Annotated in this window: 15 protein-coding genes; 10 read left to right on the plus strand and 5 right to left on the minus strand. The window is 61.5% G+C overall.

Features of this window, described 5'->3' with window-relative positions:
- The 3 genes from AB4Z25_RS00830 to AB4Z25_RS00840 form a co-directional block, all read right to left on the minus strand.
- Positions 1–291 (minus strand): type II toxin-antitoxin system RelE/ParE family toxin, encoded by a 291-nt coding sequence (locus AB4Z25_RS00830; protein ID WP_112537905.1) that lies wholly within the window; start codon positions 289–291, stop codon positions 1–3.
- Positions 288–533 carry a CopG family ribbon-helix-helix protein gene (locus AB4Z25_RS00835; protein WP_442207804.1) on the minus strand — a complete coding sequence of 82 codons (246 nt, stop codon included), beginning with the start codon at positions 531–533 and terminating at the stop codon, positions 288–290. Before AB4Z25_RS00835 ends, AB4Z25_RS00830 begins: the two co-directional genes overlap by 4 nt.
- 94 nt (positions 534–627) lie before the next feature.
- Positions 628–1,560, minus strand: coding sequence for an extensin family protein (locus AB4Z25_RS00840; RefSeq protein WP_442207805.1), 933 nt, complete (start codon positions 1,558–1,560; stop codon positions 628–630).
- 278 nt (positions 1,561–1,838) lie between these two features.
- Here AB4Z25_RS00840 and AB4Z25_RS00845 point away from each other — a divergent pair, with 278 nt between their 5' ends.
- From AB4Z25_RS00845 to AB4Z25_RS00880, 8 genes are all read left to right on the plus strand, one after another.
- Positions 1,839–3,950 carry a TonB-dependent receptor domain-containing protein gene (locus tag AB4Z25_RS00845; protein ID WP_112537902.1) on the plus strand — a complete coding sequence of 704 codons (2,112 nt, stop codon included), beginning with the start codon at positions 1,839–1,841 and terminating at the stop codon, positions 3,948–3,950.
- 256 nt (positions 3,951–4,206) lie between these two features.
- Positions 4,207–6,396, plus strand: a complete 2,190-nt coding sequence (locus AB4Z25_RS00850; protein ID WP_112515702.1) for an anthranilate synthase — start codon at positions 4,207–4,209, stop codon at positions 6,394–6,396.
- 70 nt (positions 6,397–6,466) lie between these two features.
- Positions 6,467–7,174, plus strand: a complete 708-nt coding sequence (locus AB4Z25_RS00855) for a TIGR02117 family protein (RefSeq protein ID WP_112537901.1) — start codon at positions 6,467–6,469, stop codon at positions 7,172–7,174.
- A gap of 51 nt (positions 7,175–7,225) precedes the next feature.
- Positions 7,226–7,465 carry a hypothetical protein gene (locus AB4Z25_RS00860; RefSeq protein ID WP_112386207.1) on the plus strand — a complete coding sequence of 80 codons (240 nt, stop codon included), beginning with the start codon at positions 7,226–7,228 and terminating at the stop codon, positions 7,463–7,465.
- Positions 7,466–7,474: 9 nt separating this feature from the next.
- Positions 7,475–8,170 carry a DUF2161 family putative PD-(D/E)XK-type phosphodiesterase gene (locus AB4Z25_RS00865; RefSeq protein WP_112537900.1) on the plus strand — a complete coding sequence of 232 codons (696 nt, stop codon included), beginning with the start codon at positions 7,475–7,477 and terminating at the stop codon, positions 8,168–8,170.
- A 142-nt stretch (positions 8,171–8,312) separates the two neighbouring features.
- Positions 8,313–8,771 (plus strand): (2Fe-2S)-binding protein, encoded by a 459-nt coding sequence (locus AB4Z25_RS00870; protein WP_112515704.1) that lies wholly within the window; start codon positions 8,313–8,315, stop codon positions 8,769–8,771.
- Between the two features lie 3 nt (positions 8,772–8,774).
- A complete protein-coding gene (locus AB4Z25_RS00875) occupies positions 8,775–10,934 on the plus strand; it encodes a xanthine dehydrogenase family protein molybdopterin-binding subunit (protein WP_112537899.1) in 2,160 nt (719 codons plus the stop codon).
- 11 nt (positions 10,935–10,945) lie between these two features.
- Positions 10,946–11,599 carry an Isoquinoline 1-oxidoreductase subunit gene (locus AB4Z25_RS00880; protein ID WP_112537898.1) on the plus strand — a complete coding sequence of 218 codons (654 nt, stop codon included), beginning with the start codon at positions 10,946–10,948 and terminating at the stop codon, positions 11,597–11,599.
- A 20-nt stretch (positions 11,600–11,619) separates the two neighbouring features.
- On the opposite strand, the gene AB4Z25_RS00885 is transcribed toward AB4Z25_RS00880, so the two are convergent.
- Both AB4Z25_RS00885 and AB4Z25_RS00890 read right to left on the minus strand, forming a co-directional pair.
- Positions 11,620–12,300, minus strand: coding sequence for a GNAT family N-acetyltransferase (locus tag AB4Z25_RS00885; RefSeq protein ID WP_112537897.1), 681 nt, complete (start codon positions 12,298–12,300; stop codon positions 11,620–11,622).
- A complete protein-coding gene (locus tag AB4Z25_RS00890; RefSeq protein ID WP_112537896.1) occupies positions 12,297–12,788 on the minus strand; it encodes a MarR family transcriptional regulator in 492 nt (163 codons plus the stop codon). The genes AB4Z25_RS00885 and AB4Z25_RS00890 overlap by 4 nt, the downstream gene beginning before the upstream one ends.
- Positions 12,789–12,990: 202 nt before the next feature.
- Between AB4Z25_RS00890 and emfA the strand changes: the two genes are divergently transcribed.
- Positions 12,991–13,905, plus strand: coding sequence for a CDF family cation efflux transporter EmfA (emfA, locus tag AB4Z25_RS00895; protein WP_112516093.1), 915 nt, complete (start codon positions 12,991–12,993; stop codon positions 13,903–13,905).
- 545 nt (positions 13,906–14,450) lie between these two features.
- Positions 14,451–17,111: an autotransporter outer membrane beta-barrel domain-containing protein gene (locus AB4Z25_RS00900; protein WP_162698681.1), complete on the plus strand. Its 2,661-nt coding sequence runs from the start codon at positions 14,451–14,453 to the stop codon at positions 17,109–17,111.
- The last annotated feature ends 68 nt before the right edge of the window (positions 17,112–17,179 follow it).

Here is a 17,179-nt window from a genome sequence, read left to right on the forward strand (position 1 = left end):
TCAGAGCTTGTCCGGCCAGCGCTGGGATGTATGCAGGATAGTGAGGATTTCGAGCTTCGTTTCCGTCACCCGGTAAGCGATGATATAAGCGATGTCGCTCAGCACCATCTCCCTGGTTCCGGAAACGCGGCCCTCGCGACCGATAAGAGGGCGTGTCTGAAGCGTTGCTGCCATTGAGGACAGCCGGTGGACGACCCGGCCTGCGGCCGCCGGATCATGCTTCGCGATGTAGGTGCCAATCTGGTCGAGGCGGGCGAGCGCCCGGCGGGTCCATAGCAGCTCGCGCTTCATCGTTCGGTGGGCGGCGCCGTATATTTGGAAAGGACGGTGTCGACCTCGTCGGCGCTTGCGAAGTCACCTTTGTCTGCTTCTCTGACGGCTGCTTCTATCTCGGAGATCTGCCATTCCTCGCGCTCGACGAACTCTTCGATAGCGAGAGTAGCGACTTCTTCCGGCGACAGTTTTCGGCGCTCGGCGAGGCGGTCGAGGCGGGATATCGTGGATTGATCGACTTGAAAGCTGAGTAGCGTCATCGGAGCTCTTTTGTGCGTTCCTGTGATGGAAGTTTAATGCGCCGATATTTCGATTCAAGCTGGAATCGCAAGTCATTGATCTACTGGGGTTTCGCTAGTGACAATACCGGTATCCGCCCTTGCGCTCGAGAACATCGAGATGGAAATGCGTCTCGTGCGCCGCGTCGCTTTCCGGATCGAGCACGGTCGAGAAATAGAGGCAGCCGGAGGCGCTGACGGTGCGCTGGAAGGCGCCGGTCAGCGTTGAATCCTCGCGGCGCGGCTTGACGGCGATATCCTCGCCCTTCTCGAAGCTGAAGCTTGCGACATCGATGGCGTTGCCGCGGGCGTGTTCGGAGATCTTGCCGGTTTCGGCGCTGTTGCGCAGGCGGCAGATATAGGCCGAGGCCTGATTGATCGTGGTGATCTTGCCCTGATCCTTGGCGGCAACGGCGGCGGCCGGGATGACGCTTTCCTTCATCCAGTGAGCGAGCGCCCGCGCCGTCGGGCAGCGCAGCGTCGCTTCGGGTTTCACCTTGATGCCGGGGAGCGCTTCCGACAGCACGATCGGCTTGTCGATGCCGCAGCCGTTGCCGTCGTCGATCCGGGGGATCTCCTTGAAGACGACGCCGAGGCTCTGCAGCTCCTTGATGCAATCGGCATGGTCGGTATCGCTCTCCGGCTCGATCGTCAGGTGCTGATCTTCCAGCGTCTCGGCTTTCGGCGTTTCGGGCCTGGCATCCTCCGGTTTCTGATCGGTGGGTTGCGACGCATCGGGTTTGGCCGTTTCCGGGGCGGTCTCTTCCGGTTTGCCTGACGTGGCAGGCGCCGGCTTGCCGTCATCGGATTTCGGCTGTTCGGGCTTTGCCTCTTCGGGTTTGGGTTGGGGAACGGGTGCTGTCTGCACCGGCGGAGTCTGGTCTTGCGGCGCTGCCGGTTCGGCTGCTTCAGGCTTCTGTTCCGGTACCGGCCCGTTGCGGGGCAGGGTGGCGCCCGAGAGCATGAAGACGGTGAGGCTCATGGCGGCAATTGCGGAAGCGATTTTCACATGCCCATCCCACGTTGCTGTTAGCGGCAGGAGGGACAACGCAAACGGGCTGTTTTCGTTGCAATTTCGCAACGTTTGTGTGGATCGTTAAAACATGATGATTATTATCAAGATAATCGGCACCGATATATTGACACAAATAGTCATGTTTTTTATTGCGGCAAAAAGAAGGCGGTTTTTGGGGCCGCCTCAATCTGAAAACACCTAGCCAGCCCCTCGATCGCGCCATGCGAACCGACCAGCCAGCCCGGTACTTCATCATATAGAGGGTTGGTTTTATGGTTGTCCGCAATTCGCGTTCGCTGCTGCTTGCTTGCACGGCGCTTGCTCTAATTTCTCATTCGTCGATCAGCCTTGCGCAGAGCGCGACCCCGGCCGGGCAGCAGTCGGACGATAAGCAGACGAAGGACGGAGAAACGTTCCTTTCTCCCATCATCGTCAAGGGCGATCGCAAGGCAGCGAATGACCCCTACGACAAGGCCGGTCCTTCTAGCACGGTGACAGCGGACCAGATCGACCTTCAATCTGGGCAGGAAACGGACGATCTGCTGCGTGGCGTTCCAGGCACGTCGACCGCTAACAATCCGCAGAATCCTGGCGTTGCCGTCAACATCCGCGGCTTTGAAGGTTCTGGCCGTGTCAACATGATGATCGACGGCGTTCGGCAGAACTTCCGCTTCACCGGCCATGAGGCGCAGGGCCTCACCTATGTCGATCCGGCGTTCCTGGCTGGCATCGATATCACGCGCGGGGCGGTCACCGGTATTGGCGGCGGTGCGCTTGCCGGTTCCGTCAATTTCCAGACCTACAATGTCGACGATCTTATCCAGGGCGACAAGAGCTATGGCGGCATCGTTTCGGCGACCACCGGCGATAACGGCATGGGCTGGTCTGAATCCGCAGTCGGTGCCTACCGGTTCAATGATGTGTTTGCCGTTGTCGGCGGCATCAGCAAAAGCGATCCCAAGAATTTCGACAACGGCGATGGCGTCGAGGTTCCGTTTACCGAAGAGGATCTGATCTCGGGCCTGCTCAAGGCTGAAATCACGCCGAACGCCGAAAACACCATCCGCATCGGCGGATTGACCTATGACAACGACTTCTTTGCCAACTCTTACTATCAGAATTTGAAGAACAAGACCTTCAGCGCGACCTACGAATACAAGCCCGGCGACAACGATCTCATCGATTTCAAGACCGGTTTCTATTACAACCGTTTGAAGATGACGTATGATACAAACGCGACTGGCGGAGGAACTGCGGCCGGACGCGAGATAACCGATACCGGTATCGGTTTCGACGTCTCGAACACCTCGAAATTCGATCTCGGCGATGTCTCGGTCTCATCGAACTATGGTGTCGAATATTTCCACGACACTTATGATGTCATGAACAGCACGGCGCAGCCGCAGGGCGGAGTGAACGGCGACGGCAAGAATGGCACGCTCGGTGTTTTCAACAGCACGACGTTTACATACGGCATCACGGATTTGACGCTCGGTCTGCGTTACAACCATTTCGATCTCAGCGGCTCCGGGGCCGTTACCGCAGGCAATCCTGCTGGGCTGCCTGCAGGACCGTACTCGGTCGATCGCTCCGATGGCCGGCTTGATCCGAGTGTGACGCTGGCAGTCAACGCCACCGATTGGCTCCAGCCCTATGTGACCTATGCCGAAACGATGCGTTCGCCGACGATCAACGAGACATTTGTTGGCGGTACGCATCCTGGCGGCCGGATGTCCTTCTTCCCAAATCCGTTCCTAGAGCCGGAAGTCTCGAAAGGCTGGGAAATCGGGGCAAACGTCAAGGTCGATGGTCTGTTTGATTCCGGTGACAGCTTCCGGTTCAAAGCGAACTACTTCTATGATCGTGTCGATAATTACATAACGGCCGCGTTTACGCCGACGGGCGGTGTATTTTTCACCAACAATCCCGGTACTTCGACGGTTCAAGGTATCGAAATTCAGGCTGGCTACGATGCCGGTTTCGTCTTCGGCGATCTGTCCTACACCCACACGGACACCGACCTGCCATCGCAGATCAACGGTTTTGGCGTCCAGTCCTACCTGCCTGACGACATCTTCACGGCGACGCTTGGCGCACGCTTCCTCGAAGATCAGCGCCTGACGGTCGGTACGCGCTTCTATGCCGCGAGCCGTGCGAACATCGGTGATGTCAACGTCGCAGCGGGCGCCAGCCCCTACAAGCCGGGTTACGGCCTTGTCGACCTGTTCGCCAACTACAAGTTCGAGCAGGGCTTCGAAGTCACCGCCAGCGTCACCAATGTCTTCGACAAGGCTTATACGCCAGCGTCGAGCACAATCGCAGGCAGCACGATCGATACCGGCCGCGGCCGTACGTTCATGCTGACGGCAAAAGCCAAGTTCTGATCGACGGATTCAACGACAAGGGCGGCCTTCGGGCCGCCCTTTTTCATTCCATATTCGCCTCTTGCGCTCTCTCTCATCTCACGCTAACAATTTCGCCATGAACACGTCGAAGAACATTGCAGTTTGGTGGTGGGCTCGCTGAGGCGGCCTCGACCAATCGTGTCTTCAGACGACGAGTGAGCCGCCCGAAACTTTCGAGGCGGCTTTTTTGTTTTCTGGCCGCCTTGCGTCCGGGCACCGATAACGGAGTGGAACTATGGTTACGATCCTTCGGGACGATGGTGCGGAAATCTACGAGACCAAGGGCGGCATCACCGTCACCCGGCAGCGGCGGCCCATTCCCTATGCGGATGCCGTGGTTTCCTATGTCGACAAGCTCGATGAGCGCCGCGGCGCGGTGTTCTCCTCGAACTACGAATATCCGGGCCGCTACACGCGCTGGGATACGGCCGTCGTCGATCCGCCGCTCGGCATTTCCTCCTTCGGTCGCGATGTCTGGATCGAAGCCTATAACGAGCGCGGCGAAGTGCTGCTCGGCTTCGTGACCGAGCGTCTGAAGGCCGTGCGCGAGCTGGAGCTTGGTGCTGCCACCGCCCGCCGGCTCGATCTCAAGGTGAAGCTGCCCGACCGGGTGTTTACCGAAGAAGAGCGCTCGAAGATGCCGACGGTGTTTACGGTGCTGCGCGCCGTCACCGATCTCTTCTATTCGCAGGCCGATGCCAGCCTCGGGCTTTACGGCGCCTTTGGCTACGATCTGGCCTTCCAGTTCGATGCGATCGACCTGAAGCTGAAGCGTGCCGATGACCAGCGTGACATGGTGCTCTATCTGCCGGACGAGATCCTCGTCGTCGATAATTACTCGGCCAAGGCCTGGGTCGATCGCTACGACTTCGCCAAGGGCGGCCTGACGACCGAGGGCAAGGCCGGCGATATCGCACCGGAGCCTTTCGTGCGCACCGATGCCATTCCGCCAAAGAGCGATCATCGCCCCGGCGAATATGCCGAGCTGGTCACCAAGGCGAAGGAAAGCTTCCGCCGCGGCGATCTGTTCGAGGTCGTTCCCGGCCAGAAGTTCATGGAGCGCTGCGAGAGCAAACCATCAGACATTTCCAAGCGGCTGAAGGCGATCAATCCGTCGCCTTACTCCTTCTTCATCAACCTTGGAAACCAGGAATATCTGGTCGGCGCGTCGCCCGAAATGTTTGTGCGCGTTTCCGGCCGCCGCATCGAGACCTGCCCGATCTCGGGTACCATCAAGCGCGGCGAGGACCCGATCGCCGACAGCGAGCAGATCCTGAAGCTGCTGAACTCCAAGAAGGACGAGTCCGAGCTGACGATGTGCTCGGATGTCGACCGCAACGACAAGAGCCGCGTTTGCGAGCCGGGATCGGTCAAGGTCATCGGCCGCCGCCAGATCGAGATGTATTCGCGCCTGATCCACACGGTCGATCACATCGAGGGCCGCCTGCGCGACGACATGGATGCCTTCGACGGCTTCCTTAGCCATGCCTGGGCGGTCACGGTGACAGGTGCGCCAAAACTCTGGGCGATGCGCTTCATCGAAAGCCATGAAAAGAGCCCGCGCGCCTGGTATGGCGGAGCGATCGGCATGGTCGGCTTCAATGGCGACATGAACACGGGGCTGACGCTGCGCACCGTGCGCATCAAGGACGGGATCGCCGAAGTCAGGGCAGGGGCCACCTTGCTCAACGATTCCATCCCCGAGGAAGAAGAAGCCGAAACCGAACTGAAGGCCTCCGCCATGCTTTCCGCCATTCGCGATGCCAAGGCCGGCAATTCCGGCAAGGTCAGCCGCGACGTCGCTGCCGTCGGCAAGGGCGTCAATATCCTGTTGATCGACCACGAAGACAGCTTCGTCCACACGCTGGCGAACTATTTCCGCCAGACGGGCGCGACGGTCTCGACCGTGCGCACGCCGGTGCCGGACGAAATCTTCGACCGGCTCGATCCTGACCTGGTCGTGCTGTCGCCGGGACCGGGCAATCCGAAGGATTTCGATTGCAAGGCGACGATCAAGAAGGCGCGCGCCCGCAACCTGCCCATCTTCGGCGTCTGCTTGGGTCTGCAGGCGCTCGCCGAGGCCTATGGCGGCGAGCTTCGCCATCTGGCGCTGCCGATGCACGGCAAGCCGTCGCGCATCCGCGTTCTGGAGCCCGGCCTGGTGTTCTCCGGCCTCGGCAAGGAAGTCACCGTCGGCCGCTACCACTCGATCTTCGCCGATCCCTCGACCCTGCCGCGTGAGTTCATGATCACGGCGGAAAGCGAGGACGGCACGATCATGGGCATCGAGCATACGAAGGAGCCGATCGCGGCGGTGCAGTTCCACCCGGAATCGATCATGACGCTCGGCGGCGATGCCGGGATGCGGATGATCGAGAATGTGGTGGCGCATCTGGCGCGGAAAGCGAAGACTAAGGCTGCCTGAGCCAAGGATACCGATCGGCCGCCGCCATCCGGTGGCCGATCATTTTCCCATCTCTCGTGCGGAAGATCGCATGCTCGTGAAGCTGCTCAAGGGATTGGTGATCATTGTCGTGCTGGCCGCCATGGCCGTCGTTGCCGGAACGGTGATTCCAAGGCCCTGGCGTGCGCCGCCGCCCGAAACGACGAGTGCGACCGACCGCATTCTCGTTCTCAGCAATCCCATTCACACAGATTTCGCGATCCCTGCCACGCCCGATATTCTCAAGCGTTTCAGCTTTCTCGCCGATGCCGGTCTCGATCTCGGCAATCCTGATGTGCGCTACATCATCTTCGGCTGGGGAGGGCGCGCTTTCTATACCGAAACGCCGACCTGGGCCGACCTGAAGCCGATGCCGGTGTTCAAGAGCCTGACGCTCGATAGCGCCGTCATGCATGTGCAACTGGCGGGAGATATTCCGCTTGATCATCCTGATGTGACGCCGATCGACGTGTCCGCCGCAGGTTTCGCGCGGCTGTCGGACTACATCGCGTCGAGTTTCACCGTTGGCGATGAAAAGCCTGTGCCGCTTGGCTTCTCCTATGGTCAGGGCGACGCCTTCTTCGAGGGGCAGGGCCGTTTCAACGCGCTTGTCGGCTGCAATACGTGGACCGCTGCCGGCTTGCGCGAAGCCGGGATTGCGACCGGCCTGTGGACGCCGCTGCCGTGGCTGCTGCGTATTTCGCTCCGGCTTCACAACCCTCCCGGGGCCTTTCGCCCAGGAGAGGAAGTAACTGGTTGACTTCCCATTCCAAATCAGAACATTTCAGGAACGATGAATAAGGATATCGTCGTGGCCAATGCTGAGAAGTTTATCGTCCTCCCGTACCGCAAGAACCGGGGCAACCTGGTGCCGGGCGAGATGCGGCAAGCATCGAATGCCATGAGTGCAGAAAAGATTGCGACCTCGATGGCCGCTCGGTTTATCGGCGTAGCCGCCTATGCGGTGATGGTCGATGACGAGACCGGCGATATGTCGTCGCCGCGGCTGCTCATTCGCCATGGCGAGATCGCCGATCTCAATCCGGCATAACGCTTCCCGATGGAAACTTCGCTTTATCTGCCGGTCAAAGCCTTTCTGGAGGCGGCGGGTTATGCCGTCAAAGGCGAGATCGGCGGATGCGATCTCGTGGGCCTCAGCGAAGGCGACCCAAGCGTGGTCGTCGTTTGCGAGCTGAAGCTCAGCTTCAATCTCGAGCTTATCCTGCAGGCGGTCGACCGGGCGGCGATGAGCGACGAAGTCTGGATCGCCGCGCGGGTTTCGGCCAAGGGGCGCGGGCGCGAGGCAGACAAGCGCTATCGCGATCTCTGCCGCAGGCTGGGGATCGGCATGCTCGGCGTTTCCGATACCGGCGACGTGAGCGTCATCGTCTCGTCCATCTCGCCGATGCCGCGGACCAATCCGAAACGGCGGTCGCGGCTGGTCAGGGAGCATCAGCGCCGCCGTGGCGATCCCGTTCTCGGCGGGAGCACGCGCGTGCCGCAGATGACTGCCTACCGACAGCAGGCGCTGATCTGCGCCGCCGCTCTGCAGCAGGGGCTGGTCAGGCCGCGGGATATGAAGGCGTATGCGCCGGATGCCGGAAAAATCCTGCTCGGCAATGTCTATGGCTGGTTCGAAAAGCAGGCGAAGGGCGTCTATGCCCTGACGCCTGCGGGCGCCGAGGCGCTGCTGCGCTGGCCGCAGACTGTCGTCTTTGGCACCGATGATGGTGAGGCGTCCGTAGAGGGCGCCTGATCTCAGGCGTTTGGAACGCCGCGCTTTTATCAGTTCTTGCCATGGCCGAGGTTGATCGTCGCCCTAGCTTATTCGTCGTGAACAAAGCTGCGATGCTCGCTGGGGCCGCAATGGGTCCAGCCAAATTTCCCGAGGCTCGACCATGGTTACTTTCACGCTCAATGGACAGACGAAAACGTTCGACGGCGATCCGGATACGCCGCTGCTGTGGGTCATCCGCGATTTCGAGAAGCTGACCGGCACCAAATATGGCTGCGGTGTCGCCCAGTGCGGCGCCTGCACCGTGCATATGGACGGCTTCACCCGCCGCTCCTGCATCACTCCGATCTCCACCGTCGATGGATCCGAGATTTTCACAATCGAAGGTGTCGAAGGCAAGGAAGCCGATGCGGTGAAGGCTGCCTGGGTCAAGATCGACGTGCCGCAATGCGGGTACTGTCAATCCGGCCAGATCATGTCGGCCGTGGTGCTGCTGCAGAACATCCCGCAGCCGACCGACGAGGATATCGACGGGGCGATGGCCGGGAATATCTGTCGATGCGCCACCTACCATCGGATCCGCGCGGCCATTCACAATGCCGCCGCGTCGATGGAGGGTTGAGCGATGACCATTCAGGAGATTGCAACGACACGCCGCGGCTTTCTGGCCGCAACAGGCGGCTTGGTGATCGGCTTTGCGCTGCTGCCGAAGACTTCGGCCTTTGCCGCAGAAAAGGGTGTGCAGGCGGGCGGCGCGGACGCGCTGGTGACGCTGAACACCTTCGTCAGGATCGGCACTGACGATACGGTGACGATCCTTTCCAAGCATATCGAATTCGGGCAGGGGCCGTTCACCGGTCTTGCGACGCTGGTCGCCGAAGAGCTCGATGCCGACTGGGGGCAGATGCGCGCGGTGCATTCGCCGGCCGATGACAAGGTCTATGCGAACCTCGCTTTCGGCCTGCAGGGGACCGGCGGATCGTCGTCGATCGCCAATTCCTATGAGCAGTTCCGTCAGGCGGGGGCAACGGCGCGCGCCATGCTGGTCGCCGCGGCGGCTGATGAGTGGAAGGTTCCGGCCAGTGAGATCACCGTCGAGAAAGGTCGGGTCAAACATGCGGCCTCCGGCAAGGACAGCGGCTTCGGAGCGCTGGCCACCAAGGCTGCCGGTATCAAGCCGCCGGCCGACGTGAAGCTCAAGGATCCCTCCAAGTTCACGCTGATCGGCCAGGAACTGCCGAAGCTCGACACGGTGTCGAAGACCAATGGCCAGGCGATCTATACGCTGGACATCATTCCTGACGATCTGCTGGTCGCCGTCGTCGCGCATCCGAACCATTTCGGCGCGGCGGTGAAATCCTTCGACGATAGCGAGACGCGTAAGGTCAAGGGCGTCGTCGATGTCAAGCAGCTGCCGCAGGGCGTTGCCGTCTATGCCGACAACACGTTTGCGGCGTTGAAGGGCCGGTCTGTGCTGAAGGTCGATTGGGATCTGTCGCAGGCGGAGACACGTTCGAGTGGTCAGCTCTCGGCCGACTATGCGAAGGCGCTGACGGAGAAGGGCATCACCGCATCCGAAAAGGGCGACGTCGAGAAGGCCTTCACCGATACCTCGCTGAAGACGCTGGAGGCGCAGATCATCTTCCCGTTCCTGGCGCATGCGCCGATGGAGCCGCTCGACGCGGTGTTCATCAAGGCGGCGGACGGCAGCCTCGATGTCTATAACGGGGCGCAGTTCCCCGGCATGGACAAGGCGACGGCGGCCAAGATCACCGGCATCGATCCGGCGAAGGTGCGTCTGAACACGCAGATCACCGGCGGCAGTTTCGGGCGAAAGGCGCAGTTCGGTTCGCCCTATATGCAGGAGGCGGCGTCGGTCTTCGCCGCGACCGACCAGTCGCGGCCGGTCAAGCATATGTGGACGCGCGAAGACGATATTCGCGGCGGCTATTACCGGCCGATGTATCTCCACAAGATGCGTGGCGCGATCAATGCCGATGGCCGGATCGTCGCCTGGGATCAGGCGATCGTCGGGCAGTCGATCATGGGCAAGGCCGATCTCGACAGCACCTCGGTCGAGGGCGCCTCCGACCTGCCTTACGATGTGCCGAACCTCAGGGTCATCTCACATAATGTGAAGCTGGCGATCCCGCCGCTCTGGTGGCGTTCGGTCGGCCATACGCATACCGGTTTCGCGGTCGAGACCTTCCTCGACGAGCTGTTCCAGATGGCAGGCAAGGATCCGGTGCAGGGAAGGCTCGAGCAGCTGACGGAGGACCCGCGCTATGCCGGCGTTCTCAAGAAGGCGGCGGAGATGGCCGATTGGGGCGGCAAGATCCCCGAGGGACGGCAGCGTGGCGTTGCCGTGGTCAAGAGCTTCAACACCTATGTCGGCCAGGTGGTGGAGGTCTCTGCCGGTGCCGACGGGGCGCCCAGGGTCCACAAGGTCTGGTGCGCCGTCGATTGCGGTGTCGCGATCAATCCGAATGTCGTCAAGGCCCAGATGGAGGGCGGCATCGGCTACGGGCTTGGTGCGGTGCTGTTCGATGCGGTGACGCTCGGCGAGGGCGGGGCGATCATGCAGTCGAACTTCCACGATTACCGCTCGATCCGCATCAACGAGATGCCGGATGTGGAGGTCGCCGTCATCAAATCCGGCGAGCCGCCCACCGGGGTGGGAGAGCCGGGCGTGCCGCCGGTCGGACCCGCGACGGCCAATGCCTGGCGGCGGCTCACTGGTGCGCCGGTGCGCAGCCTGCCGATCGTTGCCGTGGCGACGAGCTGAGGGGGGCGGAGATGACAAGTAAATTGGTACTCGCCTGCATGGCAGGCGGTCTCTCGCTCCTTGCGGCCTTGCCCGCGTCGTTTATGGCATTGGCCGAGACGGCGCCTGAAACCGACAAGACGACCCTAAAGCCGGTCGCCTCCTTCGCATCGATTGCCGATCAGAAGGCGCGGTCGGTGGCCCTCTTCGAAGAGGCGGGCAAGGTGATCGAGCATCCGCGATGTCTGAACTGCCATCCGGCGGGCGACAGGCCACTTCAGACGATGGCGATGCATCCGCACCAGCCGCCGGTGACGCGCGGCGATGGCGGCATGGGCGTGCCGGGCATGATGTGCAACACCTGCCACGGGCCTGACAATGCGGCGATTGTCGGCCAGTCGCCGACGCTGAAGAGCATCCCCGGTAATCCCGCCTGGCATCTGGCGCCGATCGAGATGGCGTGGGTGGGCAAGTCGCTCGGCGAGATCTGCCAGCAGCTGAAGGACCCGAAGCGCAATGGCGGGCGCGATCTGTCGAAGATCGTTGAGCACATGGCGCATGACAGTCTGGTCGGCTGGGGATGGAACCCGGGCGACGGGCGCGAGCCGGCGCCCGGCACGCAGGCCGAATTCGGCGATCTGATCAAGGCCTGGGTCGATACCGGTGCTGCCTGCCCGGCAGGCTGAGACGAGCATTCAGGCGCCGGTCAGTCCCGGCGCCTGACGATTTTCAGATTGAGTTCCCAGCGCTGTTCGAAGCCCAGCGTCTTGTAAAGCGCGATCGCCCCGGTGTTGAGCGCGTTGACATGCAGATACGCAGTTGCGCCGGATGCCGCGATATGGCCTGCGACATAGCGGAAGAGCAGCTTGCCGAAACCCTTGCCCTGGAAGTCCGGGTGGGTGCAGAGGCCGCTGAGTTCGGTGAAGCCGGTCTGGCGCAACCGCTGGCCGCCCATGGCGATCAGCTTGCCGCTGTTTTTGATTCCCCAGAAAGTGCCGAGTTTCTGGGCGCCGAGGGTGAAGGGACCGGGTTTGGTTAGCTGCGCTAACGCCAGCATCTCTTCGGCGTCGGCCTCTGTCAGCGGAGTGATACGGGGATCGGAAAGCGGATCATGCGGCGTCCTAGCGATCATCTGGATCAGCGTTGCTGCGCCGACGATGTCGAAACCATCCGGAACTGTCGCCGATCCGGGCTCCACAAGCGCCATCGTCTCATCGGGCCGGGGGAGCGCAGCCAACGCTTCCAGGCTCTCCGGCGTGTCGTCAGCCGCCGCCGCGAAGGGCACGATGCCTGGCGGGTAGCGCCGGGCCAGCGGGCCGCCTTCGGCGATGCCTGCATGCGCCGTCTGCAGCGCGTTCCAGATCGGGCGGTCGAGGATATGTGTCATGGTGTCTTCTCCTTCGGCGGCGCGCGGCGGATGAGCGATGCTGCGGTCAGGCCGTCTTCGATTGTTGCAAGCTGATCGAGAAGCGGGCCGTCGAGGCTGCCGCAGAGGTCGGCGACGGCGCCGGCGATGCGCGGCCAGACGTCGGCGCGCGAGAAATCGACGAGATGCTTACCCTTTTCCGTCAGCGACACGAGCCTGCGGCGCTGATCGTCCGGCGCCGGTTGCATATCGACCAGTCCGAGCTCCAATAGCTGGCCGACGGTGCGCGTGGCGCCGGGCTGGGTAATACCGACCGACTGGGCAAGCTCGCCGATCGTCAGCGCTCCAGCGCCGTCGATCGCCGCCAGGAACGGATATTGTCCAGCCTGGATGCCGAGGCCCGCCTCGTCGATGAACTGTTGCGTGTCGGCCTGCAGGCGCTCGCCGATGCGGCGCATGCGGCTGCCGAGTGTCAACAGGCCCGATGTCCGCACGATGTCTTCGACCATGCTGTGCTCCATTATGTATGCCGAGTTATATAACGCGTTATGTAATATCCGTCAACGTGGATTTATGAGCTTGCCCTTTGACAAATCGTCCGTCTTCGACCATATGAGCCGCATTAGCCGCCTGCGCGATTTTCGCGTGGGCGGTTTTGCGTTTGAATGGGCCAAATGCTGCAATTCATTCGCATCCGCAGAGGGATACGAGATGACGGAACAAGGCAATATGACAGTCCGGCGGCTGGCATTCTGGGGCATCCCGATGTCGCTCGGCGTGATGGGGCTGAAGCTCGCCGCCTGGTGGGTGACGGGGTCGGTGGCGCTGCTCTCCGACGGCCTCGAATCCTTCGTCAATGTCGTGGCGGCCTTCATCGCCTTCTTCGTGATCCGCTATGCGCAGAAGCCTGCCGACCACGACCATCCGTTCGGCCACCACAAGGCCGAATATCTTTCTGCGGTCACCGAGGGCGTGCTGATCGTCGTCGCCGCCATCCTGATCGTCAAGGAAGCCGTCGGGTTTCTCAGCGATCCCAAGATGCTGGAAGCGCCGGTGCTTGGCTTAGCCATCAACTTTGCGGCCGGTGTCATCAACTTCGTCTGGGCAAGGCTGCTGATCCGGGTTGGAACGCAGCATCGCTCGGCGGCGCTGACAGCCGACGGCCAGCATATCATGTCGGATGTCGTGACCTCAGTTGGCGTGCTCGTTGGCCTGCTTCTGGCGCTTGCCACCGGCTATCCGATCTTCGACCCGGTGCTCGCCATCCTGGTCGCCATCAACATTCTCTATCAGGGCTACAAGGTCATCTCCCACTCGATCGGCGGGCTGATGGACCATGCGGCGGAACCGGAAGAAGAGGAGGCGATCAAACAGGCGATCGCTACGCATGCGGTGGGGTCTCTCGGCGTCCATGATCTGAAGACGCGCCGCGCAGGGGCGGTGACCTTCGTGGACTTTCATATGGTCGTTCCGGCTGCCATGTCGGTGCGCCAGGCGCATGATATCTGCGACCGCCTTGAAGATGCCATCCGCGCGGTGCATCCGGGCGCCAGCATTGCCATTCACGTCGAGCCGGAAGGCGAAAAAGCCCATGGGTTGCGCGTCAAAGTCATAAAGGAAGCCTGACGGCGCGCCGATATGGTCGTCTGCCGGTTAAGGTCTCCGAACGGAGACACTCTCAGAGCGCTCCTGAGCATGTGGGTAATGTGAAAATCTGCATGTGCGCGGCAGCATTGGCGCGGTGCAACGTTGCTGATGGTGACGGCATCTTCGGGTTGCAATAGAGCCGGTGTTCGCTCTGTGCTTCCGGGAGCTGCATATAAATTCAATTTGCTATGCATCATAAAGTTGCTTCGCCGCGCCGCGCAGTACTACAATTTTGTCCAGTAATAATCTCTGTTGCGCTGCAATATCGGTTTAATAATTCCAATCTAATCGATCCCTAGATCGCCGAAGTCAAAGTCTTGGCCCGACATTTTGAATTGCAAACTTATTATTCTGTTTTAGCAATATCTAGGATTTCCATGACCGGACCTTACAAGCGTGCCATTTCATGCGGCGTTGACTCTGCGCGCCAACCGATATCCGCAATCTTGCTTTCAAGTGTCAGCTTTTCAGCCATCGTTCTGTCCTGCCTATCGCCCACTCCTGCGTGCGCGGCCGACTATGTGGTGACCAACGAGACGGAGCTTCGCAATGCGATCACGTCGGCAAATGCCAGCGGCGATCCCAGTTCGACGATCGTCATGGCCAACAGCTTCTCGATATCGGCCGGCATCCTGCCGGAGCCGACCAGTCCGATTTCGATCGATACGCAGGGCTTCACGCTGACCGGGCTCTATGACGCCTCGACCGTCGGTACACGCGCCAATCTGACGATTCAGGAAAGCGGATCTGGTGGTATCGGCGTCACGTTCTCGGGAACGCTGACCGGTGGCAATGCCGGTGCGGCGGATACGACTGCGGGGCAGGTGGCGGTGTGGACGACACGTACCGCATTTACCAACAATGGGACGATCACCGGTGGCGCAGGCGGCGGCGCCGGTGGCTCGGGCGGTGTGGGAACTCGCATTTTTGCCAGTTCGAGCCTGGTCAATAACGGCACGATTGCCGGTGGTTCCAGCGCCTCCGGTGCGGGTGGAGCGGCCGTCGATTTCGGCGGCATCGGCGCCGCTGGCACGCTTGTCAACAATGGGACGATCCGGGGCGGCAACGGCGGCCTTACCGGTGGCCTGGGCGGTGTCGGTCTGATTGTCCGCGCTGGCAGCGGCGCGGTCACAAACAGCGGAACGATCGAAGGTGGCGCCGGGGGAGTGGCTATCCTGTCGAACACCGGGGCTAGCGATATCGACATCACCAATAGCGGTACCATCCGGGCCGGTGCAGGACAGAGCGACGCGATCACGCGCACCGTTGCGGCGACCACGGGTACCATGACGCTTGAATTGCAGGCAGGGTCGGTGATCGAGGGCAATGTCGTGGCAGGGGCTGGGGTTGCCACCGATACGCTGCGCCTCGGCGGTACGGGCAGCGACAGTTTCGATGTTTCGGCGATTGGCCCGCAGTACCAGAATTTCGATATCTTCCAGAAGACCGGCACCGGCATCTGGTTCCTGACCGGCACCGGGAGCGCGGTGACCGACTGGGATATCCAGGCGGGCACATTGGCGATCGGCAATGGCGGCACCAGCGGCAGTGTCACCGGCGATATCACCAACAACGGCACGCTCGCCTTTGACCGTTCGGACAGTTTCACCTTCGCCAATCTCGTCACCGGCAGCGGTACGATCCGCCAGATCGGCAGCGGCACGACTTTCCTGACGGGCAACAACGCGGCCTTTGCCGGCACCACCTCGGTCGAGGCTGGAACGTTGTCGGTCAACGGCATTCTCGGCGGCACGCTCGACATATTCTCCGGCGGGCGGCTGCAGGGCATTGGGCAAGTTGGCAATACGGTCAATGCCGGCACGATCGCGCCCGGCAATTCGATTGGCACGCTGACGATTTCAGGCGACTATGCCGGCAGCGGCGGCGTGCTCGAAATCGAGAGTGTGCTCGGCGACGATACCTCATCGACCGACCGTCTCGTGGTGACCGGCAATACGTCGGGCAATACCAATGTCCGTGTCGTCAATCTCGGTGGTGCAGGCGGGCAGACGGTCGAGGGCATCAAGATCGTCGATGCCGGTGGCACCTCGGCGGGGACGTTCTCGCTCATCGGCGACTACGTGCTGGACGGACAGCAGGCCGTCGTGGGCGGCGCCTATGCCTACCGGCTCTATCAGAACGGCATCGCCACCCCGGGCAATGGCGACTGGTATCTGCGCTCGGCCGGTTTGCAGCCCGGTATTCCGGTCTATCAGGCCTATCCACTGCTGATGCTGCTTGGGCTCAATCAGGCCGGCACGCTTCAGCAGCGCATCGGCGACCGGATGCTGTCGAGTGATTTCCAGACAGTTTCCGATGGATCTGCAGGCGGAGCCGCGGATGAGATCGAAGGCGTGTGGATGCGCACCGAAGGTCTGCATGGCCGCCTCACGGCCAATGATGGCACCGTCGATACGAGCCATGATTACGACATCTGGCGAGTGCAGGGCGGGTTGGACGGCGCGCTTTATGACGGCAGTAATGGCAGGCTGATCGGCGGGCTGACGGCGCAGTTTGGCACGATGTCGAGCGACCTGAGTTCCAGCATCAGCAATGGCCATATCGATACGTCGGGCTTCGGACTTGGCAGCACCCTGACGTGGTACGGCGATCAGGGCTTCTATGCCGATGCCCAGAGCCAGCTCAATTTCTACGACAGCAACCTGAGCTCCGATCTCGTCGCTTCGCCGCTGAAGAGCGGCAGTGGCGCCGCCGGCTACATTCTCAGCATCGAGACCGGCCAGCGTCTTGATATCGCAGGCTCCTGGTCGGTTACGCCGCAGGCGCAGCTGACCTATTCATCCGTGGATTTCGGCAGCTTCTACGACAAGTTCGGCGCCGAGGTGTCGCTTGATCGCGGCGCCAGCCTGAACGGCCGGTTGGGGATGGCGGTCGATCGGGAAGCGAGCTGGCAAGCCGACGACGGGACCGCGACACGGCTCAAGCTCTATGGCGCGGCCAATCTCTATTACGAGTTTCTGGACGGTGTCTCGGTGAACGTGGCCGGCAGCCATTTCGCCAGCCGTGGCGATGACCTTTCTGCGGGGCTTGGTCTTGGCGGTTCCTATAGCTGGGGCGACGAACGCTATTCGGTCTATGGCGAGATGGCCGCGAAATCCTCGCTGTCTGGCGCCGGTGAAAATTTCTCCCAGGGCGGCTCGCTGGGCGTTCGCGTCAAGTGGTAGGCCAAGCCGGCTGACAGACGCCGCCGCTTTTTGTCCGCTTGGAAGATCGGCGCAAAAGGACTATTTGC

Source organism: Rhizobium sp. RAF36 (assembly GCF_052114105.1).
In the GTDB taxonomy this organism is placed as follows: Bacteria; Pseudomonadota; Alphaproteobacteria; order Rhizobiales; family Rhizobiaceae; genus Rhizobium.